This window comes from Corynebacterium sp. HFH0082, from assembly GCF_000411235.1.
GTDB lineage: Bacteria > Actinomycetota > Actinomycetes > Mycobacteriales > Mycobacteriaceae > Corynebacterium > Corynebacterium jeikeium_D.
This window is the reverse complement of the sequence record NZ_KE150404.1, coordinates 468,102-488,707: the sequence shown is the minus strand read 5'-3', so window position 1 is coordinate 488,707 and position 20,606 is coordinate 468,102. Positions and strand designations below refer to the sequence as shown.

Annotated in this window: 17 protein-coding genes; 8 read left to right on the top strand and 9 right to left on the bottom strand. The window is 56.4% G+C overall.

The genetic code is table 11. The features are described from left to right. Window positions 1–213 precede the first annotated feature (213 nt). From HMPREF1206_RS02020 to dnaA, 4 genes are all read right to left on the bottom strand, one after another. Complete coding sequence (locus HMPREF1206_RS02020) at window positions 214–876, bottom strand: DUF721 domain-containing protein (protein ID WP_016421742.1); 663 nt, start codon at window positions 874–876, stop codon at window positions 214–216. Window positions 877–881: 5 nt separating this feature from the next. Beyond that, complete coding sequence (recF, locus tag HMPREF1206_RS02015; RefSeq protein ID WP_016421741.1) at window positions 882–2,081, bottom strand: DNA replication/repair protein RecF; 1,200 nt, start codon at window positions 2,079–2,081, stop codon at window positions 882–884. A 9-nt stretch (window positions 2,082–2,090) separates the two neighbouring features. Further along, window positions 2,091–3,281: a DNA polymerase III subunit beta gene (gene dnaN, locus HMPREF1206_RS02010; RefSeq protein WP_016421740.1), complete on the bottom strand. Its 1,191-nt coding sequence runs from the start codon at window positions 3,279–3,281 to the stop codon at window positions 2,091–2,093. Between the two features lie 502 nt (window positions 3,282–3,783). Beyond that, window positions 3,784–5,535: a chromosomal replication initiator protein DnaA gene (gene dnaA, locus HMPREF1206_RS02005; protein WP_016421739.1), complete on the bottom strand. Its 1,752-nt coding sequence runs from the start codon at window positions 5,533–5,535 to the stop codon at window positions 3,784–3,786. Between the two features lie 694 nt (window positions 5,536–6,229). On the opposite strand from dnaA, the gene rpmH reads away from it, so the two are divergent. From rpmH to HMPREF1206_RS01970, 8 genes are all read left to right on the top strand, one after another. Continuing rightward, window positions 6,230–6,367, top strand: coding sequence for a 50S ribosomal protein L34 (rpmH, locus tag HMPREF1206_RS02000; RefSeq protein WP_005511646.1), 138 nt, complete (start codon window positions 6,230–6,232; stop codon window positions 6,365–6,367). 20 nt (window positions 6,368–6,387) lie between these two features. Further along, complete coding sequence (gene rnpA, locus HMPREF1206_RS01995; protein ID WP_016421738.1) at window positions 6,388–6,768, top strand: ribonuclease P protein component; 381 nt, start codon at window positions 6,388–6,390, stop codon at window positions 6,766–6,768. Continuing rightward, window positions 6,728–7,060 (top strand): membrane protein insertion efficiency factor YidD, encoded by a 333-nt coding sequence (yidD, locus tag HMPREF1206_RS10885; protein ID WP_016421737.1) that lies wholly within the window; start codon window positions 6,728–6,730, stop codon window positions 7,058–7,060. Before rnpA ends, yidD begins: the two co-directional genes overlap by 41 nt. An 86-nt stretch (window positions 7,061–7,146) precedes the next feature. Then, window positions 7,147–8,295, top strand: coding sequence for a membrane protein insertase YidC (yidC, locus tag HMPREF1206_RS01990; protein WP_016421736.1), 1,149 nt, complete (start codon window positions 7,147–7,149; stop codon window positions 8,293–8,295). 320 nt (window positions 8,296–8,615) lie between these two features. Next, window positions 8,616–9,251, top strand: coding sequence for a 16S rRNA (guanine(527)-N(7))-methyltransferase RsmG (gene rsmG / locus HMPREF1206_RS01985; RefSeq protein WP_231367212.1), 636 nt, complete (start codon window positions 8,616–8,618; stop codon window positions 9,249–9,251). A gap of 278 nt (window positions 9,252–9,529) precedes the next feature. Beyond that, a complete protein-coding gene (locus HMPREF1206_RS01980) occupies window positions 9,530–10,486 on the top strand; it encodes a ParA family protein (protein WP_016421734.1) in 957 nt (318 codons plus the stop codon). A 21-nt stretch (window positions 10,487–10,507) separates the two neighbouring features. Beyond that, window positions 10,508–11,785: a ParB/RepB/Spo0J family partition protein gene (locus HMPREF1206_RS01975; RefSeq protein ID WP_016421733.1), complete on the top strand. Its 1,278-nt coding sequence runs from the start codon at window positions 10,508–10,510 to the stop codon at window positions 11,783–11,785. A gap of 11 nt (window positions 11,786–11,796) precedes the next feature. Further along, complete coding sequence (locus tag HMPREF1206_RS01970; protein ID WP_016421732.1) at window positions 11,797–12,750, top strand: hypothetical protein; 954 nt, start codon at window positions 11,797–11,799, stop codon at window positions 12,748–12,750. A 26-nt stretch (window positions 12,751–12,776) separates the two neighbouring features. Here the strand turns inward: HMPREF1206_RS01970 and HMPREF1206_RS01965 are convergent, their stop codons facing one another. The 5 genes from HMPREF1206_RS01965 to HMPREF1206_RS01945 all read right to left on the bottom strand — a co-directional run bounded on the left by HMPREF1206_RS01965 (window position 12,777) and on the right by HMPREF1206_RS01945 (window position 20,596). Next, entirely contained in the window at window positions 12,777–13,961 is a 1,185-nt protein-coding gene (locus tag HMPREF1206_RS01965) for an N-acetylmuramoyl-L-alanine amidase (protein ID WP_016421731.1), read from the bottom strand. 410 nt (window positions 13,962–14,371) lie between these two features. Then, window positions 14,372–14,692: a thioredoxin gene (gene trxA / locus HMPREF1206_RS01960; RefSeq protein WP_016421730.1), complete on the bottom strand. Its 321-nt coding sequence runs from the start codon at window positions 14,690–14,692 to the stop codon at window positions 14,372–14,374. Between the two features lie 393 nt (window positions 14,693–15,085). Next, a complete protein-coding gene (trxB, locus tag HMPREF1206_RS01955) occupies window positions 15,086–16,024 on the bottom strand; it encodes a thioredoxin-disulfide reductase (RefSeq protein WP_005511625.1) in 939 nt (312 codons plus the stop codon). Window positions 16,025–16,188: 164 nt separating this feature from the next. Continuing rightward, on the bottom strand, window positions 16,189–16,752 hold the full coding sequence (locus tag HMPREF1206_RS01950; protein ID WP_042389015.1) for a sigma-70 family RNA polymerase sigma factor: 564 nt from the start codon (window positions 16,750–16,752) through the stop codon (window positions 16,189–16,191). Window positions 16,753–16,987: 235 nt separating this feature from the next. Then, window positions 16,988–20,596 (bottom strand): murein biosynthesis integral membrane protein MurJ, encoded by a 3,609-nt coding sequence (locus HMPREF1206_RS01945; protein WP_016421728.1) that lies wholly within the window; start codon window positions 20,594–20,596, stop codon window positions 16,988–16,990. Window positions 20,597–20,606: the final 10 nt, after the last annotated feature.

Here is a 20,606-nt window from a genome sequence, read left to right as displayed (position 1 = left end):
AGCGCTATCGGCGCCAGCCAGAACTACATAGAACTACTAAATAGGTCTGGCTAGTTTGGATGTCGATAACGTCTCAAGAACCGCCTGCCGGTATTCTCCTGCCCATCTTACCCCAACGTAGTCCCCTACTGTGGATATAGCCGATGCGCTCAAAGGACCAAATTTCGCAGTTTTACGCATACCGACGCCTATTCGTAGACCGTTTACCGACCTTTACCCGTAAGTATCACGCGGTCCTCGGCCCTCGATGTGCAATTTGCCCTTGCGCCAATTCGGCGCTTTCGGCCCCAGCACCTTAATTTCCTCAACCACTCCATCCCCGACGCGTTCCGCGATCGACTTCAAAACCTGTCGCTGTGCTAGCCGCAGCTGTGTTGCCCATGCTGTCGATTGGCACTCGACCACCAAAGTGCCGTCCTTGAACTCCGTGACCTGGGAGTGTTCCGCGACAACTTTGCCGACCATCGAATCCCACTCCGTCATGATCACACCGTGGGCAATATGAATCTGCCAACCGCGATCAACTACTGCTTTATTCAGCACCGCACCAATCGGCGCAGGTCGACGGTCATATTTCCGGTACAGCCGAATCCCCGCCTCCTTCAACAGGCTCGGCGAAATTACCGTACCGGCACGATCTCGCACCACTGCTTGCGCTGCCCGCTGCTTATCGACGTCCGCAACAATCCCCTCCGCGGCCTTCACAGGCACACGGCTATCGAGGCCAGACCACGAGCCCTTCTTCTTCGGTGGCCGCTGGAGATTCGGTAACTTGTGACCGCCCTCCTTAGCGGCATCGCGCATGCGGAAGAAAGCGTCGCTGATCAGGTCCTTTTCTTCTTCCGGTGAGTTATCCGGCTCCATGTTCTCGACCATACCCGTCACTCTTCCGCGACTGGGTTTTCATCCAGCAGTGAGATTCGTCCCTGCTCAGTCTGCGCCACCGTCACCGTGTGATGAGTCACCGAAGAATCCTCGACCAGTGCCTGAGGCAACTCCTCTCCCACCGCCGAGGTGATCAACACCTGCTCAGCCTGCTGCGCGATTTCCATGAGAGCTTCCCGACGATGCCGGTCGAGCTCCGCAAACACGTCGTCAAGCACCAAAATCGGGTCGGGCCCATCGGCACGGAGCAAAAAGTACGCGCCGAGGCGCAGTGCGAGTGCAAAAGACCAGGTCTCACCGTGGCTAGCAAAGCCCTTGGCGGGGTCATTGCCGAGAATGAGGTCGAGATCGTCGCGATGCGGACCAACGAGACAGGAACCGCGCTCAATCTCCGCGGTGCGGCGCTCCGCCATCTTCGTCAGCAGCAATGCCTCGAGCAGCTCCGGTTCGCTGGGCAATGGCCCACCATCCAGGCTGTCGACCTTCGGCGCATAGGCGATTGTGGCTGGGCGCGAGTGCGGGGCAAGCGTGGCATAGGCCTCGCTGACATGCCCGGAGAGCTCGGCAATCAAATCCATGCGCGCAGCCATCAACGCCGCTCCCACCTGCGCCAATTGCGCATCCCAGGTATCCAGCGTGCTCAGTGCGGCCTGCCCCTCCGAGGAAGAATAGCCACGGCGCAGCGTCGAACCCGCCGACTTCAGCAGCGCATTCTTCTGACGCAAAATCTTGTCATATTGAATGCGGATACCGGCGGACAGTGGCCGTCGTAAAGCGAGCAAATCATCGATGTAGCGGCGACGAGAAGCGGGCTCACCCTTGACCAGCGTGAGATCCTCGGGCGAGAAAAAGACCGACTTGACGATCCCCAGCAGCTCCCGCGGGGACTTCAGCCGCGTGCGATTAATCTGCGCCTGATTCGCGCGATGCGGATTGATGAGCAGATGCGCCGTCAGCTCGCGGCCATCATTGACCGCCGTCGCCGAAATGCGTGCCGACGGGGTCCCCGAACGAACCAGTGGAGCATCCGTAGAAACTCGATGCGAGCCGAGCGTGGAGAGATACCCAACGGCCTCGACGATATTGGTCTTGCCGTAGCCATTTTGCCCGGTAAATACGGTAATTCCAGGCGTGAACTCGACTTCCAACTCCGGCCAGGAGCGGAAGTCCCGCAAGGACAAATACCGAATGTGCATAGCCGCAGACTAGCCCGGCAGGCGCACAGGCATCAGCAGGTAAGTGAAGTCGGTCTCCGGCGTTGGGTAGAAGCCGTCCTCACCGAGCTCCGGGATGGCTTCCGGCTCCGGAATGAGAATCGCGGGACGCGACGGCTGCGTAAAGCCCAGCAGAACGCGGTGGGAGCGAACAGCGCTGAGCCCCTCGAGCAGATACTGCGGGTTGAAGGCAATCAGAAGTGGTTCACCATAGAAGTTGCAGGCCACAGTCTCTTCTGCGTGACCAACCTCGTCGCCATGAGCGGAAAGGACAACCTGACCGTCGGAGAAGTCCATACGAATCTGCGCACCGTGATCCGCCATCAGAGACACACGACGGATGGCATCCTGCAGCTGGTCAACACGAGCAACAGCCATGGAGGAATGCTGCTTCGGCAGCAGCGGACGGAACTTCGGGAACTCGGCGTCCAGCAGTCGCGTGGTAGTGCGACGGGGATCCGCGAGGATAGCCAGCAGACCTTCGGAGCCGACCTCACGATCATCGGATCCGTCGCCGAATGCCAAGGTCACTGGCTCGCTTGAAGTTGTATCGAGAGTGCGGGCAGTCTCCGCGAAGGTCTTAGCCGGGATGAGCAGCTTGGTCTCACCCTCCGGGATCTGCTCCCACTCGAAACTACGAACCGCCAGGCGGAAACGGTCGGTGGCAGCGAGAGTGACCTCGTTACCTTCGGTTTCCATCCGGATGCCGGTCAGCATCGGCAGCGACTCATCCTTGCCGGCAGCGACAGCGACCTGACCAATAGCCTCAGCCAGCAGAGCGGCATCGACAGTACCGGTAGCAGCCGGAGCTTCTGGTAGCTGCGGGTAATCCTCCAAGGTCAGACTTGGCAGCTCGAAGCGGGAAGAACCACAGCGAACGATGACCTTCGTGCCATCAAAATGCATCTCTACCTGCTTATTCGGCAGCTTAGAGACAATGTCAGAAACCAACTTGCCATTGACGGCGAAGCGACCGGGCTCATCGACCTCTGCGCTAATACGAATCTGAGTGGAGACCTCGTAGTCATAGCCAGCGAGCTGCAGACCATTGTCATCCGCGAGAAAAATCATGCCACGCAGAATCGGCTGAGTCGGGCGTGCAGGCAGGTTACGAGCAACCCAGCTCACCGCACCCGCGAGATCGTCCTTAGCCGCGCGAATACGGACTTCGGTCTGCTCCATCGTTCCTCCACCGGTATTGGATGTCTGTTATTAGCCGTCTTTTGTGTTGTCAGCACGCTATGTCAGCGCACATGACTGGAGTTACAAAGATTCCATCGTACAACTCTACTGCAGACTGCCAAAGACCTCACTGGGATTCTTGTAGTCCGTCTAGTGCTTAATCGTAGTTCCTACTCGTTCTTGGCATTTTCGAAGTTGTGCGCCAGAGGTTGTTTGCCCGAGGTTGTGCGCAGGCCCCCTTTTATCTAGAAGTTTCTAGAGATTTTTAAAGTCGGGAGTAGTAATAGGGGGTGTGCACATTGTGAAATTACATGATTCTCGCTGGTCTTCACTGGTTTCGAGCTGTGGATAACCGGTGCGTCTAACTGTGGATAACTTGGGGTGTCTGTGGATAGTGTTCGGGCTTCATCTTTTATCCACAAAATTTACGAGTTGTCCACAGCTCTGTGCACGGAAAAACCGCAGTTAATAACAAGAATTCCGCACGCCGAACCCAAGGTTTTTAAGCCGTGCCGCGAGCTCGGTCTCGAATGCGTGTGGTCAGGTCGTTGACCTGATCCTTTGAGGGCTTCTTCTCCTGAATTTCCTTAACAATCTTGCGTTCAGCGTGCAAAACCGTCGAATGGTCACGATTTCCGAACTCCCGGCCAATCGACGGCAACGAAAGTTCAGTGAAGGACCTCGTCAGGTACATCGCAATCTGGCGTGCATGAGCGACCGGGCGAGTTTTACCGGGCCCCACCAAATCCGCAACCGTTAGGTCGAAGTACTCAGCCGTGGTGGAGATGATGATCTCCGGGGTAATCTGCACCTCGATTTCGTCGGCACCGAGGATCTCCTGCGCAAATTTCAAGGTCACAGGCTCATGAATCATGGATGCGTGAGCGCTAATCTGCAGTAGCCGCCCCTCGAGCTCACGAATAGAAGACGAGGTGTTTTCCGCGATGTACTGAAGTACATCATGCGGAACGACCAAATCAGACAGCTGTGCCTTCTTCGACAGAATTGCGATTCGCGTCTCCAAGTCCGGGTATTGCAGATCCGGATTGAGCCCCCACTGGAAGCGGGTACGAAGGCGATCCTCCAGGGTCTTAAGCTCGCGTGGTGGGCGGTCCGACGACAGCACAATCTGGTGATTGGACTGGTGCAGGGCATTGAACGTATGGAAGAACTCTTCCTGTGTACCTTCCTTGCCCTCCAAGAACTGGATGTCATCGATGATGAGCATGTCCAAATCGCGGTAGCGACGCTTGAAGGATTCTTGGGCGTCGTCACGCACGGAATTAATGAAGTCGTTGGTGAACTCTTCCGAGGAAACGTAACGAACCCGCAGGTTAGGGTACAAATGCTTGGCGTAGTGGCCAATGCCGTGGAGCAGGTGCGTCTTGCCAAGACCCGAACCGCCGGAGATAAACAACGGGTTGTAGGTGCGCCCCGGAGACTCCGCAACAGCGACGGCGGCTGCGGCGGCGAACTTGTTCTGCGGACCAATAACGAAGGTCTCGAAAGTGTAGTTCGGGTTGAGGGTGGGCTCCTCGAAAGGCATGCTCATCTCGGTTGGAGTGCCGTGGCTCTCGGAGCGGAAAGGACTTGTGACCTGGCGCTGATCAGCAATAGTCATCGGATTCTCGGCAGATGAATGCGAAAGCCCCTGCGCCATTGAATCTACGGCGTCCATCGATCGGCGCGGTGACTGGGCACTCGGCTGATTATGGATATTTGGCTGGTGCGTCTGCGGCACCTGTGGCGTCTGCGTCGATCCCTGGTGCTGCTCGTGGAGATTGAAGTCGTTCGCATCTGCATTGGGGAACGGATAGTTACGGCCAGACTGGTGCTGGTGCTGCTGCTGGTTTGGCTGTTGACGCTGAGTTTGCTGCGGACGCGAAGCTGCAGATGGGGTCTGCCCCGAGTGCTGTGCAGGTGGTTGAATGGCCTCTGCTGGCTGGCTATCTTCAGCGTCGTCAGCAGGATCGGCTACGGTGATGACCGTTTCCAACTCCTCGCCGGTCAGCGAAGCTAAGACGGCCTCGATAATGCCCTTGAGCTCTTCTTTTACCAGCGCCTGCACCACTGGCGATTGAGTGCTGAGCAGGAAAAAACCTGGAAAGTCACCAGTGTGCGTCACTGACCGCAGCAGTGCCTTGTGTGGCGGGCGTAGTGGTGCAATACCCAACTCCGGCGCACCTTCTGGTGAAGTCAGGATAGAAACGACCTGCTCCCAGAGTCCACCTGGCAATTCTGGTTGTTCGCTCACTGTGTGAATGTCCTTTTACATGTTTACGTTCATCAAATTTATCGAGGCGACCTGTTTCTGTGGAGTGTTTTTGGCATGGCGAGAGCGCCATATCTGCCCATTTGGGGGCTATTTCTTGTAATTCGCCCTGTGGGGTGTTTCTACACAAGGCGCTATACGCCCCGAGCAGGACTTCCACATGTTTGTCCACACCTGTGGATAAACTTCGTCGCTAATTGACTAACAGTTTATCCACAGTTTGCCCACAATGAAAAACAGCCCCCTAGCCTGTGTTTACCTAGGTAAACGCGTTATTTTCCCTGCTCGCTGTGATTCATGGTGTGGAAGTTATCCACAGCTGATTGGATAAACACCCTGTGGATTGCAGTGCATAGGTCTGTATTTCCACAGGTCAACATCGGTACCGTCGAAAAACTTGGAAAATGATTCTCCAGGTAAATCCGGCGTGTTGATTTGAATTTCTCGCTCGATTCGACGTACTCTATCTGGGTGTTTCATATCCATTGAGATATGAGTCCGAGCTCGTGCTTGGACCCGACAGAACGCTTGTAGCTTTCAATCTGTCGGTAAGTAATTTTTCCGTGCATCACGGGAATGCGTCAGACGCATCGCTGCCTCGCACTCGAAGCGAGGGGTTTATTGGGGTGTGTTCAGCGTGGACTCGTGGTCGTTTGAGTTTCAAGGAGTGTCAACCGTGTCGAAGCGGACGTTCCAGCCGAATAACCGCCGTCGTGCACGCGTGCACGGCTTCCGTACCCGTATGCGTACCCGTTCCGGTCGCGCCGTTGTGGCAGCACGCCGCAGCAAGGGCCGTGCCCGCCTGTCCGCTTAAGTAAGAGGACGCCGATTTCGGTGCTCCCTCAGAGCAACAAGCTGCGTTCTTCGCGTGACTTCACGGTCACGGTACGACGTGGACGCCGAATCGGACGCAAGACTTTGGTCTTGCATATTCGTGACACCGCCGCTTCTGGCGGTGAAGATAAGACCGATACGCAGATTGCCAGGTTTGGTGGTCCGCGTGTCGGTCTTGTCGTATCTAAAGCTGTGGGTAACGCCGTGACTCGTCACGCTGTATCCCGCAAGCTCCGCCATGTTATGGCCGCGGCCGCGCAGGATCTCCCGTCCACCATGGACATTGTCGTTCGCGCGCTGCCCGCATCTGCCACAGCCACCAGCCAGGAGCTGTCCCACGATGTGCAATCGGCACTCGCCGCATACGAACGTCGGCGCTAATTCGCTTGACGACGGCCCGCTCGCCCAGACTCCCGGTGCACGTGTGGCTGAGAGGGCGATTCTGTTCTACCGCCGTCGTATTTCTAACCTGAAGCCAACGAGCACATGTCGTTTCGAACCGACGTGCTCCGCATATGGTCTTGAGGCCGTGCGCCGCTTCGGAGCAATTCGTGGCCTGTGGCTGACTCTCCTGCGTATCTTCCGTTGCGCACCCTGGCATCCGGGTGGCTGGGATCCAGTTCCTGCCACATTCCCCGGCCTGGGTTCGTGGTTGAAGCGAATGCACAGGTAACCTCTAGTAATGCTTAGCCTTTGACAGGGCTTTGTAGACGAAGGCGCGAGTGCGCTGTCCCCTAAAGAACGGAGTGATCTTAGACCGTGCTCAATTTCGTGTATTGGCCGATTTCGGCCATCCTGTGGTTCTGGCATAAGGCCTCAGGTTTCCTATTCGATCCCTCCTCGGGTATCTCATGGGTGCTGGCCATTATTTTGCTTGTGGTCACCATCCGTATCCTCCTGTTTAAGCCGATGCTGAACCAGCAGCGTTCTGCCATCAAGATGCAGCAGCTCGCTCCTGAGATGCAGGCCATCAAGGAGAAGTACAAGAACGATCAGCAGGCTCAGGCTCTTGCTATGCGCCAGCTACAGAAGGAAATGGGTGTCAACCCGCTCGGCGGCTGTTTGCCGATTCTGGTTCAGATGCCTGTGTTCATTGGCCTTTTCCACGTGCTGCGTTCGTTCAACCGAACGGGTACGACGGGCAATGCGCTTCGCATGTCGGTGGAGCAGAACTGGAATACGCCTAACTACGTCTTCGGTGTAGATGAGGTGCGGTCCTTCCTGCTGGCTCGTGTGCTCAATGCTCCACTGTCCAGTTCGGTTGGTATGGGCGAGGATCAATACGCAGCCTTTACTGTGCCTGGTACGCCTGCGGACTTCACCCGCATGGACATCATGATCGTTGCCATTCCGCTGATTGTTATTGCGGCACTTGCAACGCACTTCAACGCTCGCATGTCTGTTGACCGCACGCGTGCCCGCCAGGAAGCCGGTCTGGTGAAGCGCCAGGAAGGCGTTATGGGTCAGCAGATGGACATGATGAACAAGATGATGCTTTGGTTCTTCCCGATCATGATTCTTGTTACCGGTGCTTTCTGGCACATCGGTCTTCTTGTCTACATGGTGACTAACAACGTCTGGACCTACTTCCAGCAGCGCTACATCTTCGGCAAGCTGGATGAGGAAGAGAAGGAAGCTGTCGCAGCTAAGAAGGCTGCCAAGCGCGAGGCACAGGAGAAGCTCGCTCCGAAGGTTGGCCAGAAGCCAATCAATCCGAAGAAGGGTGGCAAGCGTCAGGCAGCGCAGAATGCGCAGCAGGCGCAGTCCGGTCAGGCCTCTGCAGCGAACAAGGCTTCTAGCCATCTTCCGGATGGTAATTCGGGGAAGGGACAGCAGGGCCCAGCCTCGAAGCCAGCGCCAGGACAGAAACCCGCAAATCGGAAGAACCGGAAGCGGAAAAAGAAATAGCTGAAGTGGAATCGCCCTTCGTCTACATAAGTTAATTAATCGAAACGCCCCGCAGTTGATGCGGGGCGTTTTTGCTTGCCTTCGTGCTCTATCGAGCAAACAACGTCACTGTTATTACAGGCATGTAATTTTCTCCGGGGCCTGGAGTTTGGCATCCAACTTTGATCAATGTTTCACGTGAAACATCGCTGTTGCACTGTCGTACACTAGGGGTAATGAAAAGCTCGACGGGTGACGGCACAGCTGCCCCATTGGAAAGGTTAGTGGAACTGTTGAGTAACTCCGCGAAAGACGTCGATAATCAAGAAGCCTCCGCAGGTTTGGTCGATGCGGATCTGCGTTCGGTGATAGATACCGTGTTTGGAGGGAATGCCGATCGAGCATACCGCTACCACTCATGGTTGGCTGAGGAGGCTACAGTCCGAGGTTTGATTGGGCCACGTGAAACTCCAAAGCTGTGGGATCGGCACATTATCAATTCTGCGGTAGTTGGAGAAGCGATAGGCAAAGGGCTTGTAGTTGCGGACATTGGTTCGGGGGCAGGCTTGCCCGGGATTCCGCTTGCTCTTGCACGACCAGATTTGAAGGTGGTTCTTGTAGAACCATTGCTGCGCCGTACGACTTTCTTGAACGAAGTTGTGGAAGATCTCGAGCTGGACAATGTGACCGTGGTTCGCGGCCGCGCTGAGGAGAAAGTGGTTCGCGCTGAGGTTGGCCAAGTAGATGTCGTCACTTCTCGCGCTGTTGCCCCTCTTGGGAAATTGGCGGGCTGGTCGCTTCCTTTAGTTAAATCCGGAGGCGCGATGGTTGCACTGAAGGGTGGAACTGCGCAAGAGGAGATTGATCGGGACGCAAAGCTTATTGCCAAGGCGAAGGGAACTAATCCCCGCGTTGTAGAGGTTGGCGGTTCCGTGTTGGGAACTTCGACGTACGCCGTGATTATTCAGAAGAAGTAGGTTGTAAGTCCCCCTCCCCTACTCCACTGCCGGTTCGCTTGTGTTTTGGTTTCGACATTGAGGCGCGTAGTGCCGTCGGGCTAGAGTGGGATAAGTATCGCGGTATGGCAAAGTCCTACCGGCCAAGGTGGATGTTTCACGTGAAACATTTCCACAATCGTCGGCGTCTAACGCTTGTTGGGGCTTGATGATTACGCTTTTGCAGATAGTTACTAAGTTTTTATTCGCACTCCAGTGGCCATGATTGGTGATTGCTGTGCTTGTAAGGGGAATAGTTAATGAGCCGGAAGTCCTGGCAAGACACACCCATCGCTGCGGCAGCTCAACGGGCAGCGCAAGTTAAGGCCCCGAACCGTTTATCGCTTCCACGCCCCGAACGCCCGCGCCGTATTACTATCGCCAACCAGAAGGGTGGCGTGGGCAAGACCACTTCGGCAGTCAACATCGCGTCGGCGCTCGCGCGGCATGGTCTCAAGGTGCTAGTCATCGATAATGACCCGCAGGGAAATGCTTCTACGGCCCTGGGGATTGAGCATGTTTCCGGGACCCCGTCGACGTATGAGCTTCTAATTGGCGAACTACAGATTGACGATGTCATCCAGCGTTCCCCTGAATCTGAGAATCTCTTTTGTGTGCCAGCGACGTTGGACTTGGCGGGCTCCGAGATTGAGCTGGTCTCGCTCCTGAACCGTGAGCGCCGACTTCTCGATGCAGTGTCAGATCAGTACCTGATTGACAACGGCTTTGACTTTCTCATTATTGACTGCCCTCCTTCGCTCGGTCTGTTGACTCTGAATTCGATGACTGCCGCCAACGAGGTTTTGATTCCGATTCAGTGTGAGTTTTACGCCTTGGAGGGTGTGACTCAGCTGATGAATAACGTGCAGATGATTCGTCAGCATCTCAATCCGGAGCTACATATTTCTGCTGTGCTGCTCACTATGTTCGATGGCCGCACCAAGCTTTCGGAAGAAGTTGCCAATGAGGTTCGTAACTACTTCGGTGAGGTTGTGCTACGTAATCTCATCCCTCGATCCGTGAAGGTATCGGAGGCGCCGGGATATTCGCAGACCGTAATTTCCTACGATCCAGGGTCTCGGGGCGCAGTTGCTTATCTTGACGCCGCGAAGGAATTGGCAACGCGTGGCGACTATTCCGCAGTTCCGGGTGGAAGTGCGATTGGGCAAAAACCAGCTTCCTCCCCTACCCCGTCCAATTCCACTGAGACAAATTAAAGCCACTAGGAGTAGTTACCGATGTCGAATCAAAAAAAGGAGAACCGCAAGGGAGGGCTCGGTCGCGGTATCGCCGCGCTGATCCCAACTGCTCCGGCGGCTAACCCCTCGGTAGGTGAGAGTGCCGCGGATATTATCTTCGGTCCCCGCCGTACCCAGGGGACGAAGCAGCCTGGAAGTAGCGGAGTTGCCGACGTACTGGGGGCAGCCGCGACGGGATCCGGCACCTCGTTGACTGAAGGCAAAAACGCCGGAAAATCTGCAAAATCCGGCCAGAGCAAACCTCATACCAATGAGGCGCAGAAACGTCACAGTGACGATAAGGTTATTGGTAAGTCTAGTGATGTTTCACGTGAAACATTGCCCTCGACGACGTCGGGAGCAGCGGACCATGGCAGCGCCGAGGCTACCGATGTTGACGCTTCGGCCGCAAACGAGTTTGGCGCGACCTATCGCGAGATCAACTTGAAGCTGATCACGCCGAACCCGAAGCAGCCACGAGAGGTCTTCGATGAGGAGCCCCTAAATGAGCTCGCTCACTCTATTCGTGAGTTCGGTCTATTGCAGCCGATTATCGTACGACCAATCTCTGAGGATAGTCGTGCGGCCGCACTCGAGGCAGCGCGCAAGGAAGATCCGAACGCGCCGCAACCCGAGTTTGAAATCATCATGGGTGAACGTCGCTGGCGTGCTTCTCAGCGAGCTGGGGTCGACACGATTCCCGCCATCGTTCGCGATACTCCAAACCAGGACATGCTTCGCGATGCCCTACTAGAGAACATCCATCGCGTTCAGCTGAACCCACTCGAAGAGGCCGCTGCGTACCAGCAGCTACTCGAAGAGTTTGGTGTAACTCAGGCAGAGCTGGCGGATCGAATCGGTCGCTCGCGGCCCGTTATTACCAACATGATTCGACTCTTGCAGTTGCCGGTGGAGGTACAGCGACGAGTAGCGGTCGGTGTTCTGTCGGCTGGTCACGCACGTGCCTTGCTTGGAGTTAAGGCAGGTAAGGAAGAACAGCAGCGCCTCGCCGAGCGAATTGTTGCTGAAGGACTATCCGTCCGTGCGACCGAAGAAGCAGTGACATTACTCAATGCCGGCGAGCGACCGAAAAAGCAGCACCGTGAGCCCACTCCGCAGCCGGAGGTCCTTCACAATTGGGCTGACCGCCTGTCCAATTCTTTTGATACGAAGGTGACTGCCCAGATGGGCAAGCGTAAGGGCAAAATCGTTATCGAATTCGGCAACCTCGAGGACTTTGATCGCATCATGTCACTGATGCATCTCGACGAAGAGTAAACCCGGTTACTGTGACTGAAGTATTCATCGAGAAAATTTCGCTGGCCGACATCGAGGGAATCTATCCAGAGACGATGTTAAGCCTGTTTTGGGAACAGGGCATGGAGCATATCCGTACAGCAACTGCCCTACCCCAGTTCTCGACTGAGCCGCGCGAACCTAATTTGGACCCCAGCACGCCAGAAGAGGATGAAGCGCCTAACGGTGATTTAAAGCATTCGGACGGCCAACCCCCTACTCGGCCAGGCGGAGCTAGTGAAAGCCTCTTAAATGGCGATTTAAGCCCTGATTTAGCCGCCCAGGTGCGCTTGGAGAAGGAAGCATGGCTCAATACCGTCTACCTTTCCTGGGGACCGTGCGGATATTCGCTACGACGAAAGCCACCGGCATCACTTATCGATGGGAAACCTGAGACCGTCGGCACGCTGCTCTTTGCTCCGCCACGCTTCTGCCCGACGACATTTTCCATGCCTTCCGGACCAATATCGCCGGATGCGATTGCGCTGACGAGTCTGCATTACAACGCTTTAGAGGTTGACGATGACATGCTCCGCGTGCTCATTGTGACCGCTCTGCACAAGCTCGCGCTGCGCGGGATTTCAGCGGTAGAAGCGTTTGGTTGCAGTGGCACGGCGGATTCTATGTCGGCATTTACGCCGTCGTCGCCAACGCCTGACGACGGTACGGAGAACCTAATCGCTGATTTCGAAGCGCAACTTGAAGAAAAGCTAAATCCTAAGCCGTGTATTTCAGATTCGTTGGCGGCGATTAACCATAACGCCGGTGATTTGATTCGTACGCGAACCCTTCTTGACTCCGGGTTTCGGGTGGTCACTCCACATCCGATTCATCCGAAACTCCGTATCGAGTTGGATGCGGAATTGGATTGGGACGAAGAAATCGGCCATGCGTTGGATCTAAGTGCGAAAGAACCCTTTATGCGCTCAAAGCTGTTCAGTCTTTAGCGCCGGGTTTGATTGATCAGCCGTGTTTAGGCTTTTTCCTCTTCAATCAGCTGCGCAAAGCTGTAAGCGCCGGTCATTGGCTGCTGCTCTTCATCGCCCAGGTACAGACGCTTTACAGCGACAACGATAGATTCGGCAATTACGTCACGCTGATCTGGGGAAGAAAGAATTGCGACGTCATCCTCGTTGGTCAGGTAACCAACGGCGACTTCCACCGTGGGCATCCTGGTCAGACGGAGGAGATCCCAGGTACGGGCGTGCGAGCGGCAGTCTACCAGGCACGTACGGGCAACAATCTCTCGCTGGATAAGGCCAGAGAGCTGTTCGCCCAGAATGGAGTTGGAGCCCTTCATCGAGCCAAAGTAAAAAGTCGCAATACCGCTGGCGCGGTTGTTGTGATAGTGGTCGGCCTGCAGGGAGATGAAGACGTCAGCGCCAAATGCGTTGGCCATCTCAGCGCGATCCTCGATGGACGGATTGTCGGTACGAGGACGAGACAGAATAGTCTCTGCACCTGCCGCGACAAGGCGACCCTCAATGCGAGAGGCCAAATCCCAAAGAATCTCTTCTTCAGAAATCTGACCGTAAGGGCCGTCGACCACAATGCCGGGCTCCCCTGCCCCAAGACCTGGATCAATGACAATGCGCTTTCCAGAGAGCTTCGGCCCCATCGTGCGCAGTATTTCCTTCTCGTGGAAGGCGTTTACAGAGCCACCAGTAACCCTCCTGCCCAAGTAGCTGAGCGCCCGGAGAGTAACGGGACCACAGATACCGTCGGGCTCCAGCCCGTAATTGAGCTGGTATTCACGTACAGAGGCATCGGTCTTCGGGCCAAAGTGGCCGTCTACTCGGGCATCGTGGAAGCCGAGTTCCTGCAAGGTAGCTTGGAGAACGCCTACGTCCTCACCGGTCATTTGTGACAGTGGATCGTAGGACAGTACGCGGGTGCCCAGAGTGTACGAGGCTTCTCGCAGTAGGCGCAGGGTGCTGTCGCGGATGATCCCGTCGGCATAGACACCGCGGGACTGTTGGAACGCCAGGAGAGCGTTGCGCATATCCTCATCAAAGAGGTCATCGTCACCAGACCACTGAGGCGAGTTCTCCTCCGCGGCTGAGCCCTCCCAATTGGGCAGAAGCCCAAGACGAGCCAGGGTAGAACGTACCTCGGCTACACGAGGTGACCTATCGCCCACCTTCAGAAACTCTGGCACGAAAACTCCCTTCCGAACTCCACAATTATGTTTAGGCCGTTGTGGGTCCTCACAACACTTAATCAGTATTACTGGCCAGTGAGCTAAACGAAACTTCAGTTAAGAAATCTCGCGCACTCTCAGAGGATATGGTCAGCAATACCTCTCAAGTTGGCGGCAACCTGGTTCCTTCACGGTATTAAGGAAGACGTAAACCGCCATTTCCAGCAAGATTACCAGGTCGCAGGCGCGAATTGATTGTTACGAGGGCGCGTCGGCTAGCCCGACGGCAGAACCCCAGGACTAACTCTAAATCACAACCACAACTTCAGTCACATCATAATGGGGTGTGTCCAACGAAGGTGGCAATAGCGAAGTGGCGGGTGGGCAGTCGTAACCTCGTATCGGATAAAGAGCAACCCCAAGTTCTTTTAAAGGTGCTTTTCGATGAGCGACGTGATTTCGCCCTTCGGGCGGACTCCGCGAATCTCTTCGACCTTCTTGCCGTCCTTGAATAGGAGCAGGCTTGGGATGGACATGATCTGGAACATGCCAGCCAGTGCACGCTCCTCATCAACGTTGACCTTGGCGATGACGGCCTTGCCATCGAGCTCGGTCGCAACCTCGTCCAAAACGGGAGCAATCTTCTTACACGGGCCACACCACTCTGCCCAGAAATCAACAAGCACCGGCTTATCGGATTCGAGGACATCGGACTTAAAGGTGTTGGCGGTGACGGTTACCGGAGCCATGAAATTCTTCTCCTTAGAATGAGCTCGTTTGAGTTCTTAGTGGTTTTGTTTTGTGGTCTTGATTCTAATTTTTCAACCTAGCTTCTTCAGCCTCGCGTACGGATTTGGCGCTCAAGGCGTCAAAAATTAGGGCTTCCGGTGGTGCGAGTGAAGTACTAAATTGTTAATTAATGGTGTTCTTGAGAACGCTGCAAGTGCTCGATGAGTACGGGGCGTACCGGGCTATAACACGTCCTGCTGCGCCCTGATTGAGCTACAGCTAACAACAATTGGGCTTACCGGCTATCGGATATTCCCCATAGTTGGATATCTGCAATCGTAGGGCTTATCCAACAATTGCGATACCCCAACTATTAGGTGTTTATCCAGCTAGTGCGACTGCCCTGCTGTCAGCTACCGAGCAACAGTTTCCAAGTAGTGCTCAGCATCCAGCGCAGCCTTGCAGCCAGAACCAGCGGCGGTAATTGCCTGCTGGTAATGGGAGTCAACAACATCGCCCGCTGCAAAGACGCCCTTGAGGGAGGTCTGGGTGCTCGGAGCGGCTACCTGAATGTAGCCATTCTCATCGCAATCCAGCTGATTGCGAACCATCTGCGAACGTGGCTCGTGGCCAATTGCTACGAACATGGCAGTCACATCCAGGACGGACTTCTCACCAGTGACGGTGTCTTCCAGCTCGAGACCGGTAACTGAACCCTTGTCCTCACCAAGAACCTGGGACACAACCTTGTTCGTCGCAAAGCGAATCTTGTCATTGTTCTGCGCGCGCTCGACCATGATCTTCGACGCCCGGAACTCATCGCGGCGATGGACAATCGTCACCGAGCGGGCGAACTTGGTAAGGAAGGTTGCCTCTTCCATTGCGGAGTCACCGCCGCCGATGACGGCGATATCGTGGTCGCGGAAGAAGAAACCATCACAGGTGGCACAGGCGCTGACGCCATGACCAAGCAGCGCCTGCTCGCCCGGAGCGCCGACATAACGCGGGGCGGCACCGGTTGCCAGGATGACAGCGTGAGCCTTGTGCTCTTCTTCACCAACCCAGACAGACTTGATATCGCCGGTGAGATCCATGCGATCGACAATCTCCATGCGCAGGTCAGCGCCGAAGCGCTCTGCCTGTGCGCGCATCTGATCCATCAGCTCTGGTCCCATGATGCCCTCGGAGAAACCTGGGTAGTTCTCCACATCGGTAGTCGTCATAAGCAGGCCGCCAAACTCGATGCCCTCGAACACCACAGGCTTCAGGTCGGCACGGGCTGCGTAGGTGGCAGCCGTGTAACCGGCGGGACCGGAACCGACGATGATCAGGTCGTGAACGATATCGCTCATGAAGACTCCTATAATTTTTATCTCTCACATCACATGGCGCACAGTGATGCTCAGTAGTAAGCAAATTTTTCAGCTCCGGGAAAGAAATTACCGGAACCAGCCACCTCAACCAACGTGAGGTTAGCCATCTCTATTCCCCCAGCCTCTCCCCTGCTCCGCAGTTGTTAGGCCACCTGCACTTCTTCCAATTGTCGCCGAAGCGTACGACGCGCCCGCGCCCGCCGAGACTTCAACGTCCCGCTCGGCTGCCCAATACTGCGAGAGGTCTCCTGCAGCGAATATCCAAAGATGTCCAAGTACAGCAGGGCATCCCGTTGATCCGTTGGCAGCTGCTCCAATGCGGCGGCCATAGTCACACGTAGCGGAACATCCGGGCAGGGAATCGGCTGTGAACTCATAAACGTCTCAAAATCCTCCTCCTTATCGCAGAGAGGGATCTCCCCGAAACGACCGCGGTTGTGGTCAATACACGCATTCTTCACGATGCACGTCAGCCACGTCGCCACCGTCGAACGCCCGCGAAAACTCGCCGCCCCCGCAATTGCCCGCGCCAGCCCCTCCTGTACCCCATCCAAGGGATCGAAATCATCCCGACGATAGCGCCGCGCCATCGCTACCAACTGCGGATAATAACGCCGTGCCAACACCGCGAACGCGCGACGATCCCCCGCCAGGTGCGCCTTCAATAATTCACGATCGACCTCGTCCGCAGATGCATGCTTTTGCATACCGACGACGCCACAATCCCCCAGTCGCCGACCCATGCGGGCCTTACGGTGACTGTCCCCAATTCGATTTCTTCCCCCAAAGTTCATGGCTCCTATGCAAACACGAAACCCGCGCTCTCCGCTTGGCAAAACTGCTGTGGAGACCGCGGGCTGTGGATGAATTTCAAAACGTCCCAGTAGCTGTGGATAACTTGGGACAACTTGAACTGTTGCCACCTAAGGCAAGCTCAGAGCGTTATTCCGTACCACGCACCTGAATGTCGCCAATAGCAACTGGCAGCAACGAATCCGGAGATTGCTCAGCCAGATTGCGGTCGCCGACAAGTGGGTTGTCCGCATCGGAATTCTGCGACTCAGCATCAGCATCAGCATCTGTATCAGCGTCAGTGTCTGAGTCGCTGTCGGCTACCGCTTCCGCAGCCGTCGGCAAGCCGGAGATCCAGACAACAAGGTTCTTCCACTCAGTGTCGCGGCTATCGATTTCAATGGTCGTCGTATCTGAGGTGGCAGTAGCGCTTCCGAGAACCGTTGTGTCATCCAAGTTCGTCGAGTCAGCATCTCGTAGGCCGCGAACTTCAATGTGTGCGCCCGGGGTCGCCGCGACCTTAAGTTCTCGAATGGTTGCCGGTTCATCCAGAGTGACCCGAATACCAACGCCAGGTTTGAAGTCCTCTGGACGATTGCCGAACTGGCTGAGGTAAGTCGAAGTTACCCAGAAGCTTTCCTCGTCACTATCGATGGTCAGCTCAGCCATGTCCGGATTGTCTGGACCGGCTGCCGGGTTGTCGCTGTCGGCCTGCCACTCGTTAGCGTCGGCAAGCGAAAGCGTCGTGATCGGAGCCGGGCCGCGTCGTACGGACTCGGAGTTAATCGGTGCGTCCGAGGAACGGTTAACCAGACCAAAGATGCCCGCGGCGACAAGTGCACCGACAATGACTACACCGACAACGACTGCGCCGGTGCTGAATGCGCGGGTGCGATTCTTGGTGTGGCGAGCGTTTGATTGGGCTACACCGTCGGCATCGACGGATTCGCGCGCACCGGTGTCGGGGTCGATTGCGAGAAACTCCGAAGAGTCGGGGCCGAGCGCTGCAGTGCGCAAATCCTCCGCGAGTGTGCGAGCTGGCGACTCCTGTTGGTTGAAGTTCTCCGGGCGAACCTGCTTCGCGCGGTCGATGGCAGCAGAAATATCGGAGGGGATATTTGGCACGTTGTAGAACAGCTCGTCGATGACAGAAAGCAACGCGTTGTAGTCCGAACGTTGCGAGCTATCGGGCAAAACGACGGGGAAAGCGTCGTAGATGTGGCCGTCGCTGCTGATGCGCAATTGCCCAGGCTTGTTTGTCAGGCCAAGGCAACGTCCAGATTCGTGGGCGTCGGCGATTGTCTCGGCAAGTGATGCTACTGCGAGTGCCAGGGCATCCGGGTGGGCGGCCTGATCGAACCGCTCAATACCGATACTGCTGGTCCAGTCGGCAACGATGAGCACCTCGGTGCGTGTCTTCGCCACGCTATGAATGCGGGACATCCCGGTGCCGGCCAGGTCACGCAGCTCGTTGGTCGTCGTGGCAATCTTCTGGGCAGCAACCGATGGCGAAGTGTCGTAGTACGGCAGTGCAATCGTGTCGACGAAGACAAGTGCGACATCTGAGTTGTCGGGATCTCCCATATCCATGGCGCGCCACAGGCGCAGACCTGGGGAGGTCGCGACTTCAGAACGCAGACGGAAACGACCACCTGAGACCATCTCGCCGGGTACATAGCGGGTCGGGCGAGAACCCTGCGTCGGCATCGGCGGCAACAGCGGCGAAGCGGTGAAGCCCTCGTTTGCCAGACCCGTGGCCTCGCCAATCAGGTTCGACGGGGCAATCGAGAAAGCATCAGCGGCGAAGCCACGTTCGCGCTCCATATCCTCACGGTCGGCGACGGCATTGTCGGCTGCATGAGGCTGCGGAGCAAAGCGACGTAGACCCGGAATGCGGCCGAGGAAGCCACCCAGAACGCGGACCTCTTCCAATGGAGCCTGAGCGAGCACCAGGCCGGTACCGATGAGGAAGACCACGCCGGTGACGATGGTCTGCAGTAGCACACCGAAGGAACCGAAGAAATCGAACAGCACAAGGTCGGTCAATGCGAATGCGCCCCAAGCAACGGCGACACCGACAAGCGACGCCCCCAGTGCCCACAGCACGGTGTGGACGGTCGCCTTACTGTCCAAGTGTCCGAGAGTGCGGCGCAAGAGCAAGAAGCCAATTATTGCGCCGGCGACGAAACCGAAACCGTTGGCGGCACCGAGCAACACGACGACGGTCTCATCGTCAGAAGCCAGACGAGGAGCGAAGAACGACAGAATCACCTTGACGGTGGTAATGCCGAGGATGATGAAAGTCGGGGTCCAGGCCTCTTCACGGGCGTAGAAAACACGCAAGTGCAAAAGCACAATGGCGTATGGAATAAGCGAGAACGCCGAGAAGGACAGCGTCCAGCCGAGAATCTCTGCGGTTTCGCGGGGGAACTCCAGATACGCGAAAAGACCGACGGCGATGGGGCGGCCGAATGCGGTGAAGAAGGCAACGATCGGCACCAGCGCAATCATGGTCAGGCGGGTACCGATGGACAGATCTCGGACCACTGCCCCATCGTTGCCGTCGGCTGCATTGCGGGACAGTCGCGGCATGATGGCGGTCAGCAAGGTAACGCCGATGATGCCGTAGGGCACCTGCAACAGCAGCCAAGCCTGCTGGTAAATCGTCGGCGCTGCCTTGGAGGCAGTCGAGGCAATATTGGTGGTGATGAAGTAACCAGCCTGGGAAATTGCCACGTAGGTGATAATCGCGACACCCATGCCGGTGAACTGTTTGATGCGGTCGTCGATACCCCACAGCGGACGCAAATCAATGCCCGCGCGCTTGAGGTAGGGAATCATGATGGCTGCCTGAATGACGACACCCAGGGTGGTACCAAGACCCAAAAGCAGGATGTGCGGATCGGAGAGTGAACCGTCCGAATCCGGACTCAACTGGCCGGGCAGGAACAGATATAGCAAGAGCGTGGCAATGGCCACGACGTTGTTAGCGACAGGTGCCCACGCACCGGGTTTAAAGATTCCCTTGGTGTTTAGCACCGCCATGAGCAGCGCAAATATGCCGTAGAAGATAATCTGCGGCAATAGTAAGAACGCAAATGACGTTGCCAGCGGAACGTTGACCTTACCGGCCTCGTTAAGGCTCAATCTGGTCAACAGTGGCGCACCTATCACCGCCAGCACCGTCACCACTGCCAACAGCGTCATAGAGACAGTCAAGAGACGTCTAATGAAGGCGGCACCGTGATCTGGATCCTCCTTCTCCGCGCGCACCAACACTGGCACCACCAGAGAAGTCAGCACTGCGCCGAGGACGATTTCCGTAATCAGGTTCGGCAGTGTGTTGGCGACGTTGAAGGCTGAAGCCACAGCCGGACCCAGCGTCGCGCCGATGAGCAGGTTTCGCAAAAAACCCGTAATGCGCGAAATCAGGGTAGCGATTGCCATCGAGCCCGTGGAGGCGACGATGTCCGAGTTCGACTGTCCCTGATTTGCGTCCGCCGTCGAGCCTGCGGAGGAATCGCTGGAAGCGGTTGCTGTCGCAGTTGCCGCCTTTGCTGGCGATGGTGATGCCGATTCCGTCATCGCGTCAGCGGCGGTATCGGCATTTGCCTTATGGCCGGATACGCGAGTTAGGTCCGGGGCCGCTTCGGCCGGCTGAGATTCAGCCGTTGGCCGCGCCGCCGGAACTGGGGCCGGTGGCGCGGGGCGACGAATGCGGCCTCGAAGTCCAGATTTATGCGCGTCTGAGTCAGTCACATGTCCTATT

What these genes read in the sequence shown, in the direction of transcription:
- HMPREF1206_RS02020 (WP_016421742.1), bottom strand. Translation starts at nt 876, where the DNA reads ATGGTCGAGAACATGGAGCCGGATAACTCACCGGAAGAAGAAAAGGAC.
- recF (WP_016421741.1), bottom strand. Translation starts at nt 2,081, where the DNA reads ATGCACATTCGGTATTTGTCCTTGCGGGACTTCCGCTCCTGGCCGGAG.
- dnaN (WP_016421740.1), bottom strand. Translation starts at nt 3,281, where the DNA reads ATGGAGCAGACCGAAGTCCGTATTCGCGCGGCTAAGGACGATCTCGCG.
- yidD (WP_016421737.1), top strand. Translation starts at nt 6,728, where the DNA reads ATGTGCAATCGGCACTCGCCGCATACGAACGTCGGCGCTAATTCGCTT.
- HMPREF1206_RS01980 (WP_016421734.1), top strand. Translation starts at nt 9,530, where the DNA reads ATGAGCCGGAAGTCCTGGCAAGACACACCCATCGCTGCGGCAGCTCAA.
- HMPREF1206_RS01975 (WP_016421733.1), top strand. Translation starts at nt 10,508, where the DNA reads ATGTCGAATCAAAAAAAGGAGAACCGCAAGGGAGGGCTCGGTCGCGGT.
- trxA (WP_016421730.1), bottom strand. Translation starts at nt 14,692, where the DNA reads ATGGCTCCGGTAACCGTCACCGCCAACACCTTTAAGTCCGATGTCCTC.
- trxB (WP_005511625.1), bottom strand. Translation starts at nt 16,024, where the DNA reads ATGAGCGATATCGTTCACGACCTGATCATCGTCGGTTCCGGTCCCGCC.
- HMPREF1206_RS01950 (WP_042389015.1), bottom strand. Translation starts at nt 16,752, where the DNA reads ATGCAAAAGCATGCATCTGCGGACGAGGTCGATCGTGAATTATTGAAG.